The organism is Streptomyces sp. NPDC054863 (genome assembly GCF_053610825.1).
The window spans coordinates 1-14881 of record NZ_JBSGZD010000194.1; the positions used below are offsets into that span (position 1 = coordinate 1).

The 14881-nt window shown below is 71.2% G+C and carries 11 protein-coding genes and 1 pseudogene; 4 read left to right on the plus strand and 8 right to left on the minus strand.

The annotated features are described in order from the left end of the window. The first annotated feature begins 91 nt into the window (after positions 1-91). On the plus strand, positions 92-2104 hold the full coding sequence (locus ACWGIG_RS27165; RefSeq protein WP_453324303.1) for a RiPP maturation radical SAM C-methyltransferase: 2013 nt from the start codon (positions 92-94) through the stop codon (positions 2102-2104). Positions 2105-2293: 189 nt separating this feature from the next. Next, positions 2294-2974: a DUF5825 family protein gene (locus ACWGIG_RS27170; RefSeq protein ID WP_453324304.1), complete on the plus strand. Its 681-nt coding sequence runs from the start codon at positions 2294-2296 to the stop codon at positions 2972-2974. 33 nt (positions 2975-3007) lie between these two features. On the opposite strand, the gene ACWGIG_RS27175 is transcribed toward ACWGIG_RS27170, so the two are convergent. Then, a complete protein-coding gene (locus ACWGIG_RS27175) occupies positions 3008-3589 on the minus strand; it encodes a DUF4352 domain-containing protein (protein WP_453324305.1) in 582 nt (193 codons plus the stop codon). A gap of 187 nt (positions 3590-3776) precedes the next feature. On the opposite strand from ACWGIG_RS27175, the pseudogene ACWGIG_RS27180 reads away from it, so the two are divergent. Both ACWGIG_RS27180 and ACWGIG_RS27185 read left to right on the plus strand, forming a co-directional pair. After that, positions 3777-4139, plus strand: a pseudogene (locus tag ACWGIG_RS27180) (eCIS core domain-containing protein); the annotation flags it as partial. A gap of 275 nt (positions 4140-4414) precedes the next feature. Beyond that, complete coding sequence (locus tag ACWGIG_RS27185; protein WP_453324313.1) at positions 4415-4750, plus strand: hypothetical protein; 336 nt, start codon at positions 4415-4417, stop codon at positions 4748-4750. Positions 4751-4855: 105 nt separating this feature from the next. Here the strand turns inward: ACWGIG_RS27185 and ACWGIG_RS27190 are convergent, their stop codons facing one another. The 7 genes from ACWGIG_RS27190 to ACWGIG_RS27220 form a co-directional block, all read right to left on the minus strand. Then, positions 4856-7825: a caspase, EACC1-associated type gene (locus tag ACWGIG_RS27190; protein ID WP_453324306.1), complete on the minus strand. Its 2970-nt coding sequence runs from the start codon at positions 7823-7825 to the stop codon at positions 4856-4858. Then, a complete protein-coding gene (locus ACWGIG_RS27195; RefSeq protein WP_453324307.1) occupies positions 7822-8277 on the minus strand; it encodes an effector-associated constant component EACC1 in 456 nt (151 codons plus the stop codon). Before ACWGIG_RS27195 ends, ACWGIG_RS27190 begins: the two co-directional genes overlap by 4 nt. Positions 8278-8515: 238 nt before the next feature. Then, positions 8516-9508, minus strand: a complete 993-nt coding sequence (locus ACWGIG_RS27200) for a hypothetical protein (protein ID WP_453324308.1) — start codon at positions 9506-9508, stop codon at positions 8516-8518. Continuing rightward, positions 9505-10779, minus strand: a complete 1275-nt coding sequence (locus tag ACWGIG_RS27205; protein WP_453324309.1) for an MFS transporter — start codon at positions 10777-10779, stop codon at positions 9505-9507. Before ACWGIG_RS27205 ends, ACWGIG_RS27200 begins: the two co-directional genes overlap by 4 nt. After that, positions 10779-12128 carry a discoidin domain-containing protein gene (locus ACWGIG_RS27210; protein ID WP_453324310.1) on the minus strand — a complete coding sequence of 450 codons (1350 nt, stop codon included), beginning with the start codon at positions 12126-12128 and terminating at the stop codon, positions 10779-10781. Before ACWGIG_RS27210 ends, ACWGIG_RS27205 begins: the two co-directional genes overlap by 1 nt. 320 nt (positions 12129-12448) lie before the next feature. Further along, entirely contained in the window at positions 12449-13153 is a 705-nt protein-coding gene (locus ACWGIG_RS27215; RefSeq protein WP_453324311.1) for a scabin-related ADP-ribosyltransferase, read from the minus strand. Positions 13154-13316: 163 nt separating this feature from the next. Then, on the minus strand, positions 13317-14360 hold the full coding sequence (locus tag ACWGIG_RS27220) for an AraC family transcriptional regulator (RefSeq protein WP_453324312.1): 1044 nt from the start codon (positions 14358-14360) through the stop codon (positions 13317-13319). Positions 14361-14881 lie beyond the last annotated feature (521 nt).

Consider the following 14881-nt stretch of genomic DNA (forward strand, 5'->3'; position numbering starts at 1 on the left):
GGGGCGTTCCGCGCCCCGGACCGGCTCCGCTCCCGCCGCCCCACCCCGGCGGCCCCCACCCCGCCGCCTCCATCTCCGCAGAGGAGCCCCCGTGCGTGTACTGCTGGTCAACATGCCCTGGTCGCCCATCGACCTTCCGTCGCTCGCCCTGGGGATACTCAAACGCAGCGTCGACGAGCGGGTGCCCGGTGCGTCGGCGTCCGTACTGCACGCCAACCTGGAGTTCACCGACTGGATCACCGCACGCACCGAGTTCACCGCCGAGGACTACGAGTACTACGCGCTGTCCTCGTACTTCATGGGCTGCGGCGACTGGGTGTTCTCCTCCGCCCTGTACGACGACCCCGCCTGGCGGCAGGCGGAATTCACCCGGACCATGCGGACCCGGCTGAACAAGGCCCGGATGAAGATGTCCCACGAACTGCACGCAGTGGTACCGGAGTTCGTCGACGAGATGGCCCGGCGCATCGTCGCGGAGGAGCCCGACGTCGTCGGCTTCACCTCCACCTTCCAGCAGAACACCGCCGCCCTCGCCGCCGCCAAGCACGTCAAACGGCTCGCCCCGCACATCAGGACGGTCATCGGCGGCGCCAACTGCGACGCCGAGCAGGGCGCGGCCCTGCACCGCAACTTCCCCTTCGTGGACTTCGTCGTACGGGGCGAGGGCGAGGCCGCCTTCCCGCAGCTGCTCACCGCGCTCGACGCGGGCGACGACCTGAGCACGGTCTCCGGACTGTGCCGCCGTACGGACGACGGGACGTCCGTCGCCAACGCCATGGCCACCAGCCCGCTGCCGCCCGCCACCATCCTGCCGCCCGACTACAGCGGCTACTTCGAGCGCCTCGCCGCCTCCGTCGCCCGCAACTGGGTCGAGCCCAAACTCGTCGTCGAGGGTGCGCGCGGCTGCTGGTGGGGCGAGAAGCACCACTGCACGTTCTGCGGACTCAACGGCTCCTTCATGCAGTTCCGCAGCAAGAGCCCCGACGTGTTCTACGACGAGATCATGGACCTGGCACGCAGGCACAAGGTCCTCGACATGTACGTCGTCGACAACATTCTCGACATGGGCTACCTCAACACCGTGCTGCCCCGCATCATCGACAGCGGCTACGACCTGCGCCTGCACATCGAGATCAAGGCCAACATGCGCCGCAGCCAGCTGCGCACCCTCTCCGACGCGGGCCTCATCTACGTCCAGCCCGGCATCGAGAGCCTCAACAACCGGGTGCTCGACCTGATGGACAAGGGCGTCAGCGGCTGCCAGAACGTCCGCATGCTGCGCGACGGAGCCGAAACCGGCCTCTCCGTCTCCTGGAACTACCTCCACGGCTTCCCCGGCGAGAGCGCGGACGACTACGAAGGCGTCATCGGCCAGCTTGCCGCACTCGAACACCTCGACCCGCCCGTCGACCTCTCCGCCCGCATCGCCATCGAACGCTTCAGCCCCTACTTCAACCGCCCCGAACTCGGCTTCGACGGACTGCGCCCCGAGGCCCACTACCGCTTCACCTACGACCTCCCCGAAGAGGAGCTCTACGACCTCGCGTACGTCTTCGAGGCCCCTGAGCGCGGCATCACCGAACCCACCGTCTCCGCACTCAACGACGCCCTCGCCCTGTGGAAGAAGCACCACGCCGACTCCCGCCTCACCCACACCGACCTCGGGAACCGGATCGTCCTGGTCAGCAGGCGGCGCGCCTTCCCCTGGCGTACGAAGGAACTCACCGACCCCTTCGAGCTCGCCCTCTTCCGCCTCCTCGACCAACCCCACGCGCCCGCCGCCCTGTTGCGCAAGGCGACCGCCAGGGTGCCGGGACACGCCCGCACCGAGGCCGACATCGAGGCGCTGCTCACCGAATGGGTGGGGGAGGGGCTGGTGTTCACCGACGCAGGACAGTACGTCCACCTCGCCCCGGCAGCCGTCAACGAGGACCTCCTCCGGCTGGACTTCATGCGTCACATGCATGCCGCGGGCGCACCGGACCACGGCACGGGCCCGAGCACGGGGATCACCGACGCCGGAGCCGCTGCGGGTGCCGCTACGGGGGCTGCTGCGGATCCCGCTGCGAACGCCGCGCCAGGCCGGGCCCCCGTACCGGCTTGATCCCCGCGCCGGCCAGGCTCCCGTACCGGCCTGATCCTCGTACCGGCTTGATCCCTGTGCCGGCCTGATCCCCGTACCGGCTTGATCCCCGCCCCGCCGCCTTCACATGCCCCGCCCCGGCTCTGCCCCGTACCCCTCCCCGCCGCCTCCCCGCCCCCCCCCGCCCGACGACACGCAAGGACCCCAGCCATGGACTCAGCCCTCGCCACCGCCGAGGACACCGCCCCCCTGAGCGTCACCGCCTGGCGCGACTACGACGAGGCCGCCTGCGCGCTGCCCGGCATGTTCCTGGGAGACCTCCCGCTCACCGGGCCCGTGGCCGAGGAGAGCGGCCGGCTCTGGGACCTCGGTGCCCGCCGGGTCGCCCTGGCCGACGCCGTCGACCTCACCGCGACCGGGGACCTCGCCGCGGCCCGCCGCACCGTACGGGCGCTCAGCCTGGTCCGCGACCTCACCGCCCGCGCCGTACTCGTCGAATGGGACCTCCTGCTGGATCCGGCCCGCCCGCAGGACCCGCGCGTCCTCAGCCACCTCCAGCCGCCGCGCACCCTGCACGGCACACCCGACGCGGACACCGCGCTCGCCACCTGGCGGAGCGGCCACTACCTGGGCAAGTGCCTGTGGCGCAACGGCCCCGGCTTCTTCCAGATCCGCGACCGCCGCTGGGGCAACCTCCAGCGCTTCACGGCCGATGAACCGCACTACAGGACCGCAGTCGACGCGCTCGCCTACGGGGCCCTGCCGGAGTCGGTGCCCAAGGACGCCCTGGACGACTTCACCGAGGAGAACCTCGTCCTGCGCCTCGGCCCGCTGGCCTGGTGGGTTCCGTACCGGGTGAGCAGGTGGACCCAGGAGGCGATGGCGATCTGACCCGCCGGGGGAAGGCGCGGCGGTACGGACCGTTCACCGGGGGACGAGCCGGACCGTTGCGCCCGAGCTGAAGAGGGAGTCGTGCAGCTCCAGTTGTACGGGGCGGGCATTGCCCGGGATGTCGAACACGACGATGCCCTCGACGGTGTTGCCGGGGTTGATCTGGTTGTAGAACGACCGGCTGTTCTCCAGGAAGATCGCTGCCCCGGTGTCGGCGCTGTGCTCGTTGCCCCTGGAGTCGATCATCTTCTGGTCGGAGCCGTCGAAGTACTGCGCCCTGTCACCGATGTTCTTCACGGTCATGTGGACCAGGAGATACCGGCCTTGTGCATCGGTCCCGAACTCGCCGCCCAGGTGCTTGCCGCCCGGCTCGATCTTCATGATCGTGAACTCGAACTTCCCGTCCCGGACCGGCTCTCCGGGCCCGGGCGTCGGGTCCTGCCGGGGTGCGTCCTGCCGGGTCTCTCCGAGCGGCACCGCGGCCGTCCCCGATCCAGCCGGCCGACCACCGTCGCCGGAACTGCTCAGGACCCCGGCCACCACGATGACGCTGAGTATCGCCAGCAGTACGGTCAGCACCTTGTGGCGGGCGAACCAGCCCCTGCCCGAGGGCATGCCGGGTGGGGGCACGGGACGGCGAGGATTCCACTGAGGCACTGGTTGCGCGCACATGGCAGCTTCCGAACGTCCGGGATCCCGCAGAGCGGGACCCGCATCTCCATTGTCACACCACGCAGCACGGACGTCTCTGTGGTCAAGCGCCGTGACGGCACGGTGACGGGTGCGGCGGACCATGGCGTCCATGTACGCCCGGGAGAAGTCGAGCAGGACGAGCAAGTCGAACGACCGGACAGCGCCCGGCGACTCCGCACCGAAGACCGTGCAGGCGGCGCACGTTCCGCACGGGCTCGTGCAACGCTGCGGTGACCTTCCGTCGCCCGGCCGACCGCTCGATCCGGACACGTCGCGACACATGGGCGCACGCTTCGGATTCGACTTCTCCCGTGTCCGCGTCCACCTGGACGGCCAGGCGTCCGCGTCCACCCGCGCCCTCGGCGCCCGGGCGTTCACCGTCGGCTCGGACATCGCTTTCGCGCCGGGCCACTACCGCCCCGCCTCGGCGAGCGGCACTCGGCTCCTCGCTCACGAACTCACCCACGTCGTCCAGCAATCGGGCCTCCCTCCCGGCCGTGGACAGCCGATGGCCTGCCTCCGCGTGAGCGATGCCGACGACGACGCGGAACGGGAGGCGAGGGCAGTCGCCTCGACGATCGCGCTACCGGGTCCTGCGACACGGCTGACGGTGACGCCCCGTGCCGTACACGGGCCGATGCTGCAGCGGGAGATCACCGAGGACAGTGTCAACGCGAGGAACGGAGACTTCTATTCGAACAGACGCAGTCCTGGCGCGATGCGATTCCCTTCGCCCCGCCGAGTTCGATGTACGCGGGAGAGGACCTCCCTTCGAACCTCATCGGCTTCTACCGGGCGGCACGCGGATTCGGCATCGACGAGGTCAGGTCGCTCTGCGGGGCGTGGGACAGACAACGCTCCCTGGACAAGCTGAACGGATACGTATTCGCCGCCAACCCCGCATTCCAGCCCGGTCGCCTGCCGCCCGGCGGTGCCTGGCCCACCGAATTCCAGACGATCGTCCCGGCGCCTTTCGACAGTGAGGCGTACAGGATCGTGCGCCTGCGCGTGCAGGTGCCGATCGGGGGCGTCGACCGCAACTGTTCCATTGATCCCGCGACGAATTCGGTGAAATGCCCGTGACGGAGTGCCCTCTCTTGAGTGCGACGCCATTGATGTCCAGGTGGAGGTCATGGCCCGTCCCGCTCAGGGGGGACCCGGGCTGTTCGTGTACGTCTGCGGGAGGGGTCAGCCGGGACGGTCCCCGAGTTCGTGCAGCTGGTCGCGGCAGTACTTGGCCCACTCCTGGGCGCCGATGGACTCGTAGCTGGCGAGCGCCTGAAGAAAGCACCGGCGAGCTGCGTCGTACTCGCCCTGGGCGCGGTGGGTGTCGGCGAGGCCGGTGAGGGCGTTGGCCTGGCCGAGGCCGTCTCCGGTGTCTTCGGCAAGCTCCAGTGCCTGCCGGCAGAGCGCTGCGGCTGTGTCGTGCTCGTCCCGGAGGCGGTGGGTGGCGGCGAGCCCGGTGAGGGCGTTGGTCCGGCCGCGGGGGTCGCCGCTGCCTTGGGCCAGCTCCAGTGCCTGCTGGTACAGTGCTGCGGCTGTGTCGTGCTCGTCCCGGAGGCGGTGGGTGGCGGCGAGCCCGGTGAGGGCGTACGTCTGGCCGCGGGGGTCGCCGGTGTTTTTCGCCAGGTCCAGTGCCTGCCCGTAGAGTCCGACAGCCGTGTCGTGCACGCCCTGGAGGCGGTGGGTGTCGGCGAGGCCGGTGAGGGCGTACGTCTGGCCGCGGGGATTGTCGGTGGCTTTCGCCAGGTCCAGTGCCTGCTGGTACAGTGCTGCGGCTGTGTCGTGCTCGCCCTGGAGACGGTGGGTGGCGGCGAGCCCGGTGAGGGCGTACGTCTGGCCGCGGGGATTGTCGGTGGCTTTCGCCAGGTCCAGTGCCTGCTGGTACAGCGCTGCGGCTGTGTCGTGCTCGTCCCGGAGGCGGTGGGTGTGGGCGAGGCCGGTGAGGGCGTTGGTCCGGCCTTGGGTGTCGCCGGTGCTTTGGGCCAGCTCCAGCGCCTGCCGGCACAACCCGACAGCTGTGTCGTGACGGCCGTCGTAGCGCAGCCAGCGGGCGCATTCCATGGCCAGTCGGTTCGCCCTGTCCCAGCGGTCGGTCATGGCCCCCGCCGAGGCCGCCTCCAGCTCGTCGGAGTGCGAACGCAGCCACGCCAGTGCCTCCTGCGGTCCGTCGAAGGAGGCTCGTGCCGTCGACGCCACACGGCGGGGTGTTCGACCGGCGAGGGGCAGCAGCGCCGCGCTGAGGTGTGTCAGGAGGTGGCCGTACAGCCGCTCACGGGCTGCCGTCCGATCCATGACGGCATCCACAGCGGTCGCCCGCCTCGCCTGGTTCAGGAACAGGTCGTGAAACGCCGCCTGCCCATCCGGGCCGCGCTGCAGCAGGTGCACGTCCACAAGGTCGCCAAGACGCAGCGCCGCCGCCCCTGGCGAGAGGCCCGCCATCGCGGCGATGGAGTCCTTCGGATAGGTGCGTCCCGGATGCCAGGCGCAGTGCCGCACCACCGTGCGCAGATGCTCGGGCAAGGGTGCGTAGGAGGTGCGGAAGGCGCGACGGATCGCCTCGTCCGCCGTGGGGAGTTCGGCGAAGGGCCCGCCATCCGCGTCATCGCCGTCGGTCATGGCGGACAGCACGTCCGCTGGATCGGCGTGCCGCAACTTCGCTCCGGCCGGCCGCAGGGCCAGGGGGAGGTGGCGGCATTGGCGTGCCAGCGCGGTGAGTTGGCCGTCATCGATCGTGTCCGGACGAAGCCCGCTCATCTCCCGCAGAAGCCGCACCGCCGACTCCTCGTCGAGCTCGCCCAGCGGGATCCTGCGGTGCTGGGCGACGGGGAAGTCCTGGTTGCGGCTGGAGATCAGGCACAGGCAGTGGGCTTCCGGGCCCGGGAAGAGAGGGACGACGAGGTCGGCGTCGGGCGCGTTGTCCAGCACCAGGAGGACCCGGCGGCCGGAGAGCCAGGCCAGCCACTCGCGTCGGCGCTCCTGCAGGCCCGCCGGGATACGAGGATGGCCCACCCAGCTCAGCAGCCTCTCCAGCAGCACCTCAGGCGTGGCCGGTGCCGCCGCTCCGGAGCCGGGGCCACCGTCCGCCGCCTCCTCGAACCCATTGAGGTCGATCTCGAAACGCCCGTCAGGGAAGCGGTCCTTCACCCGCACCGCCGCCTGCCCCAGGAGCGCCGACTTCCCCACCCCGCCCATGCCGTGCACCAGCACCACGGCCGGGCCACCACCGGGTTGCAGGACCTCCTCGGAGGCGGCCTCGATCGTGGCCAGCGCATCCTCGCGGCCCACGAACACCGCGTCCACCGGGCCGAGCGTCGACGGTCCACGCAGCGGCTCGACAGGCTGCGCGACCACGCCGGCGTAGCCCGGGTTGCGGCCGAGCACGATGACCCCGCCGTGGTTACGGGTCCCCAACTGCGGTTCGGGCAGCACGAGTCCGGCCACCTCACGCCCCGTGAGACTGTCGCGCAGGCAGGCGTAGACCGTGGCGATGTCCAGCAGTTGCAGCTCCTCACCGCGACGCCCTTCCGGGTGCTGCGGCACCGGCCCCGTCACGCCCTCCCGCAGCAGCCGCAGCAACTCCCCGGTGAAGGCGCTGTACCTCGCTCCCGGTGGGCACACCGCCTCTTCCTGGCCGGATGCTGCGGTCAGGACGACCGCACCCTCCATGTCCGCCAGTTCGAAGAACCTCTCCCCGGCCGGGCGGCCGACGGTCGCGGACATACCGCCGTCGACGGCTCGACCGGCAAAGCAGCAGTCGAGTACGACCACGCGGCGGGCGGCGTGGGAATGCGTCACGATCTGACGCACGTCCGAGTAGCGCAGCCAGCGATGCGGGAGGTCCACGTCCACATCGGGGAGAGCGAGGCGCAGCTCCGGGTCGCCGGGGGAGGAGTCACCGTGGCCCGCGTAGTAGATGAGCAGGGTGTCCGTCGCTTCCTGCGCGGAGGCCGCCAGTTCATCGAGCAGGCCCCTGGAGTCGGTCGACTGCAGCCGGTCCAGGCAGTGCTCCGGGGCCAGCCTCCACCCGTCGTCGCCGACCAGGAAGTCCCGCAGCCCTTCGACGTTGCCCTGCACCCCGGCCAGCTCTGGCAAGTGGTCGTAGGTGTGAGCGCCGATCAGCACCGCACGGGACTGACCCGGCACCGGGAGGGTCACGGTGCGGGCTCCGGTTCCGCATCCGGGTCGTCCGCATCCGGGTCGTCCGCATCCGGGTCGTCCGTGGCCGCGGGGGGTTCGGGAAGCGACTGAAGGAGCCGCTGAATCGCCTCGGCCGAGTGCTCCCCCGACACCTGCAGCGTGATGTCGCCCCGGGTGAGGGTGATGGTGGGGGGCGTCGGCCCGGTCGCCCTCCGTCGGTTGCGCAATGAATCATGCAGGGCCACCGCGAGCGCCCCGTAGGCGGCCGACTGCGTCAGGACGACGTTCAGCACATCCAGCGTGCCCATGCTGCCGTCATCACGCCGACTCCGGGAGCTGATGGCCAGGCGTCTGCTCCGCGGGTGGTTGCGCAGGAAGCCACGCAGCTCGGCGAGGGCAGGTCCACCCCCGGGCACGGATACCTGAACTTCTACGGCGTTCACACGCGCACCCCCGGACAACCGGCCCACGCGCGGCCGGAAACGTGGCTCGATACGAAACCAACAAGCATTCCACAGAGCCTAGTTGACTCTCACGCGCACCGTGCCACATGGCCCCCGGCGGGGGGGGGGTGGGTCAGGAACAATGCACGAGCGGACGGCCCGCGGGGCAGGGCGCCGGTGGTCACCCTCGCGCTCTCCGGCCCAAGGCCGTCCAGCCGCACCGTGGGCGCCTCCGCCGCTCAGGACCGTCCGCCGGCCTCCCGGCTCAGCGCACCGTGACCGGTGAGGAACCACCCGGGACCGTGAGGCGGGGGGTGCCGGTGCCGTCCGCCGGGGTCGACCAGATGTCGCTCTTGCGGCCGTCGCGTCCCGGCAGGGCGTAGCCGAGGGTCGCGTCGTCCAGCCAGGCGGCCTGGTCGTCGACGCTGTGCGTCTCGGCCACCGGGTGCTCGCGCATGTCCGCCAGGTCGAGGACGTGGAGCCGCCAGGGCGCCTCGGGGTCGTCCGAGACCTTCTTCTTGAAGGCGAGCCGGGTGTTGTCCGGTGACAGCGAGGGGCATTCGGCGTTCTTGCGCAGCGCCTTGGCCGACCACTTCCGCAGGTCGCCCTCGACGAGGTAGGTATTGCCCTTGGACGAGACGGTGGCGTAGAAGCGGTTGTCGTCGCGGGCGAAGGTCACACCCCAGTAGTTGACGTCGGCGGAGTGGTAGCGGGCCCCGTCGACGGTCAGCGGGATCTCCTCCATCGACTTGACCAGAAAGCCGGTGCGCAGGTCCAGGATCGATGTACGGGTGGAGAAGGCCGTGGTGCTGTAGGAGTCGCCGGTCGCGAAGGTCGTCCAGGACAGGAGGTGTCCCGAGGCGGAGACACGGGCCCGGTTGGGGATGCCCGCGACGGTCACCCGGCGGATCTCCTTCAGTTGCCGGTCGAGCACGAGGGCCTGGGAGCGGGCGGGCACTCCGGGGAGTTTCCGCAGGCACAGGGCGCGCTGCCCCGCCGCGTAGAACCGGTCGCAGGAGGGACCGCCGTTCACGCGCGGCGCCGCGCGGCCGGGCTGGCGCGCGACCCGTCCGGTGGTCGCGTCCCTGAAGTAGAGCCCGGGCTCGGCGAGGGTGAACGAGGCGTCCGCGTGGGCCTGTTGCTGCGGCACCTCGCGCTGCCGCGCATGCAGTACGTAGCCCACGGAGCCGCCCCCGAGGAGGAGCACGGCGGCGACGACGAGGACCAGGCGGAGCTTTCGGTTTCGGCGGAGATTCATGACGCCTCCGGGGCGGGAGAGGGCGGCGACTGGGGCGATGGGCGCGGCGGGCCGCCGGCCGGGGCGGGCAGGACGCGCCAGGCAGCGGCCAGCGCCCCGGCCAGGGCGAGTGCCGCCACCCACAGGGCGGGCCCCTGCCCCCAGAACGTCCAGACCGCCCCGAACCCGGCAGCGCCGACCAGCCGGGCCAGCGCCTGGCCGGTCTGCAGGATCGCGAACCCGCTCGCCCGGCCGTGCGCGGGCAGCAGGGGACCGGCGAGCGCCATCAGGACGCCGTCCGTTGCCGCGTAGAAGATCCCCAGAAGTGCCAGGACGACCACGAGGGTCGTCCAGGAGACGGGGGCGAGCAGCACGGCGTACGCACCGAGCAGGGCGGCGTGCCCGAGCAGGAACGGCAGGCGGCGCCCGGTCCGGTCGGCGATCCGGCCCACCGGGACGGCGAGCAGCAGATAGCCGGCGGCGGCGCCGAGCGGCAGCAGCGGGAACAGGGTGGGCGGGAGGTCGAGGGAGCGCTGGAGCAGCAGGTACAGGAAGGCGTCGCCGATGGTGGCGGCGCCGAGCAGGGAGGCCGCGTACAGGATGCGGCGGAAGGCGGGGTCGCGAAGTGCCTTGTGCTTGACGGTGGTTGAGGGGGTGCGCGGTGCGGAGGCGGCGCCCGGTACGTACAGGGCGAGCAGCAGTACGCCGAGCAGGCCCACGGCGAAGCTGACGACGAACACCGCGTCGTAGGCGTCGGCGGTCGCCCACAGCACGGCGAAGGCGACGAGCGGGCCCAGCAGCGCGCCCGTGGTGTCCATCGCACGGTGCACGCCGAAGGAGCGGCCGAGCGTCTCCGGCGGGCCGCTGAGGGAGATCAGGGCGTCGCGCGGTGCGGTGCGGATGCCCTTGCCGAGCCGGTCGGCGGCGAGCGAGGCGGCGATCCCTCCGGTGGCGCCGCCTGCGAGGAGCAGCCCGAGCCGGGAGAGCGCGGAGAGCAGATAGCCGGCCCCCGCGACCCGCTTGTGCCGCCCGCCGCGGTCGGCGAGCCGCCCGCCGAGCAGTCGGACGAGCGCGGTCGCTCCGTTGAACAGGCCGTCCAGGAAGCCGAATTGGAGTGGGGAGAGGCCGAGGCCCAGGACGAGGTAGAGCGGCAGCACCGCCGTGACCATCTCGGAGGAGACGTCGGTGACGAGGCTGACCGCACCGAGCGCGATGACGGTGCCGGGAACGCGCCGCCCGACCCCAGTGGGGTGGGGCGGCGCATCCGGGCGGCCGTTGGCTGCCAAGTACATCAGTGGCAGCTGTACTTCGGGCTCGTGTCCTTCACCTGTCCGTCGACGCCGACGTAGCTCCAGCCGTATCCGGAGTCGGTGAAGTCCATCTTCAGCACGCCGTAGGGGCCGCTGATCCGCTTCTGGCTGTTGGGCTGGATCTCCTCGATCGGGTAGGGCTCGGCGCCGCCCATCCCGCCGACGATCTGCACGATTCCGTCGGCCTTCGCCTTGCCCTCGGGGTCCTGCGGGGCGAAGCGCTCGTAGTGGTGGTCGTGGCCGCCGAGGACCACGTCGGCCTTGGCGCCGTACAGGATCTTCCACACCGGCTTGGAGACCGGCTCGTTGCCGTGCCCGCCGGACGAGAAGAGCGGGTGGTGGAAGTAGGCGGCGATGCACTTCTTGCTGTTGGCGGCCAGGTCGGCCTTGAGCCAGTCGATCTGGGCGCTCTTGTCGAAGGAGTTGGAGTCGAGGGCGACGAAGTGCCAGTTGCCCTCGTCGTAGCTGTAGTAGCTCTTGCCCTGCGGGTAGGCGATGTTGCCGAAGTACGACTTGTATCCGGCGAGGGAGCCGGCCGGGTCGTACGTCTCGTGGTTGCCGGGGACCGGGCGGGTCTTCGCCTTGAAGGCGCCCCAGGTCTTGTCGTAGTAGTTGCGGAAGTCGCTGATCCGGGCGTCGTCGTACTGGTTGTCGCCCATCGTCAGATAGAACTTCGGGTTGATCTGCTGGGCGAGCTTGGCGGTCTTGGGGTGGGCGCACTTGCTGTCGGACGCCGTGCACTGGGCGGCGATGTCACCGGCCGCGACCACGGTGAAGGCACCGGTCGGCGGCGGGCCGCCGTCGAGGGTGCCGTACACCTCGGCCTCGAAGAGCGAGTAGCCGTACGAGGTGCCGCGCGCGGTGCCGTACACGCGCAGGTACCTGCCCTTGCCGGTGAGGCCGGTCAGGTCGTCGGTGCCTCCGTCGCCCGCCGTCTCCTGGGCGATCGGGGTCCACGTCACCCCGTCCGCCGACATCTCGACGCGGTACGCCTTGGCGTAGGCGTCCTCCCAGGTCAGCTTGACCCGGGAGACGGCGGCGGTGGCTCCGAGGTCGACCCGGACCCACTGCGGGTCCGCGCCCTCGGCGCTGGCCCAGCGGGTGGCGGGGTCGCCGTCGAAGGCGTACTGGGCACCGAGCGCGGAGGTCTCGGCGGAGGAGGCGGTGGCGGGTTTCCCGTTCGAGACGATCGGGTCGGCGGCGGCCCCGGCCGGGCCTGAGGAGGCGAGCAGGAGTCCGCCGACGAGCGCGAACACGGAGGCGAAGGTGAGGAGGAGGGTGGGATGTCTGCCGTGGGACGGGGGGAGGTGGGCTGAGACGTTCAGGCGCATACCTGGACTCCCTGGCATGGGGGGACGGCGAGAGCTGGACACAGGTGCGGATCGCCGCCCCCGGGCAGGGGGCGGCAACACGGCGGCCGGGTCAGAGCTCTCACTGAGCGCGTCATGCCCATGGCAAGTAGGGCACCGCGCCAAGCCGCCGTCAGGGAGAGTAGTGGATAGGAAGGTTTCCTACCAGTACTTCAACCGAGGCTGTGGAGAGGGGAGTTGTGAGCGGCGACGCCGGTGCCGCCGGGGCCGGGCGCGCTCCGGCGGCGATGGCCGCCGGAGGGCTTCCCGGGGAGCGCTGCGGCCGGCCCCGGCGCGCGGTCTCAGAAGGCGGCGGTGAGAGCGTTCAGGTCGATCTTGTACGGGGCGAAACCGGCGTTGCTCTTGCAGCCGAGCTCCTCCCAGGTGCCGACCTTGGTCACCGGGTCGGTGCGGGTCAGGTGGTACTTACAAGCGCCCTTGATGTACTGGCCCTTGACGCCGCCGGGGAAGTCGATCTCCCTGTTCCAGAGGTACGGCGAGTCGTAGTGGTTGAGGTGAGCCGTGGCGTTCACGTCGATGCCGCCGGGTGCGTGGATCTGATAGACCCAGCCCGTCTTCGCGGCTCCGTAGGTGGCGAACTTCTGAGCCACCCACTTCTCACAACTGGTGCTCAGATGTGCGCTGTTCTGCCCTCCGCCCTTGACGATGTACTCGGCGAGCGGGGTCAGCCGGTCTCCGCGCGGGGTGAAGCCGGCCTTGAAGATCTCGTCGACGGTCTCCCTGGTGTCACCGCGCCACAGGGCGTTGGTGTCGTTGCGCCACTGCCAGCGCTCGTCGGCCGCGCCGGCCTCGACGGCGGAGCCGAGCGTGTGGTCGGTCGTGGTGCGGTACCAGTCCCAGGAGCTGTAGTCGTCGGTGGGCCCGCAGGGCTTGGTCAAGTCGTCGTCGACGGCGACGGGAGCGACGGGAGCGGCGGTTGCCGGGGTGATGGCGGCGAAGGTGACGAGGGAGACGGCGGCGAGGACCCGGAGAGCGGCCTGCAACATGGTGAGGACCCATCAGTTGATCAATATGACGGGCCCAGTTATAAGCGCCGCACCCTTCCCGGGCCGCCCTCGCGCCAGGCCGTCCACCCGGACGGGGGAACAGTCGTACCGGGTAAAGGATTCGCCGCCGGTCGCGTGCGCCGGTGCCCCCACAGGGCCGGACTCATCGCGCGCCTCCGCGCAGGGTGTGCGAGGGCGGCCGGTCGTAGTGCTGCTGGTAGAGGGTGGCGAAGCGGCCCGGGTGGGCGAAGCCCCAGCGGGCGGCGACCTCGCCGACGGTCGTCGGAGGTTCGGCGACCAGGAGCTCTCCGTGGGCGGCTCGCAGCCGAAGCTGTCGCAGGTGGCCGAGCGGGGTGGTGCCGCGGTGCTGCCGGAAGGCGTTCTGCAGCGCGCGGGGGCCGACGTCGGCGATGCGGGCGAGCTCGGCGAGTGTGAACGGGTGCGCGGGGTCGGCCTCCATCGCGGTGATGGCCCGGAGCAGGGTACGGGGGCTGAGCCTGGCGGTCGGCGTGCGGAGCTCGTCGCTGTACTGGTGGCGGCCCCCGTACAGGAGGGCGGTGAGGACCGTCTCCCACAGCCGGTCGGCCACCGGACCGGGGTCCAGGAGACCGGTGGGGCCGGTGACCTCGTCCTCCAGGAGCCGCATCAACCGGTCGGGCAGGAGGCCCCGGCCGGTGCCGGCCGTGGTGGTGTTGTCGCAGCGCAGCCGCTTGACCGGGCGTTCGAGGTGGTCGGCGAGGACGCTTTCGAGGGCGGTGGGTTCGATGCCCAGGACGCAGAACCGGGCCGGCGGGGTGTGCAGGATACGCGTGTGGGCCCGGGGGTCGAGCAGGATCGGGCTGTCGTGGTGGGGCGAGAGCACCACGCCCTGTCCGCCCTGGTGCATGGAGAGGCTGCCGCTGCGGACCGTGCCCGTGTAGTAGAGGCCGAGCTCGGATGCGAAGAGGTCCAGTTCGCAGGACATCGTGATGCGGGTGAGGTGCGCCGGGACCGTGGCCAGGACGTGCGCACCGAACCGCACCGGTATTCGCTTGTCGAACCGCACCGTCAGTTTCTGGTGGTGCGCGAACATCTGGTGCATGAGGTGCTCGGCCTCTTCGGGGGTGGTCGCGCCGAAGGCGTGCGGTGCGGCCTCGTTCCGGGCCTCCTCGCGGTGCGCCCCCCGGCGCGATCCCGGATCCGTGCCCTGGTTCGATTCCTGCGTCATGTCCCCGCCCCCGTCGATGATCGGCTCGTTGATCGCCGGGTCAGTGTGCGAGGCACGGCGGGGCTTCGGCCCCGGAAGCCGAAAATCACCATCCGTTCGGGTGGAAACCGGGTGAGGCGCGGGCCTGTGCTGCCGGGCGCTCCACGGGGTGCCTTCTGCCGCCGACAGCGGAAGGCACCCCGAACAGTGGCGCACACCGGCGCCAGTTGGCGGCCGTTGCGGGCGGGGACGAGTCTGGCTCACCCCCACCGCCTCCTCGCACCATTTCCCGCACCGAGCGACAAGGGGGCTTCGCCGGGCGGACAGGCCCTGCGCTTCATGGCCAAGTCGCCCCGAAGGCCGCCGGACGAAGGGACCGGCGGCGACACGCACCCCTGCGCGGCGAAGCCGGATCCGGAGGCGGCTCCGCGCGTCGAACCGGCTGTGCCTGGAGACCGTCCGGCCGTTGGGCGCCGGGGGCCCGGGAGGCCGCCGCGGATCCCGGCCGAGTCGTCGGCCCCAGGCCGCGCCCGTGCCGGGAC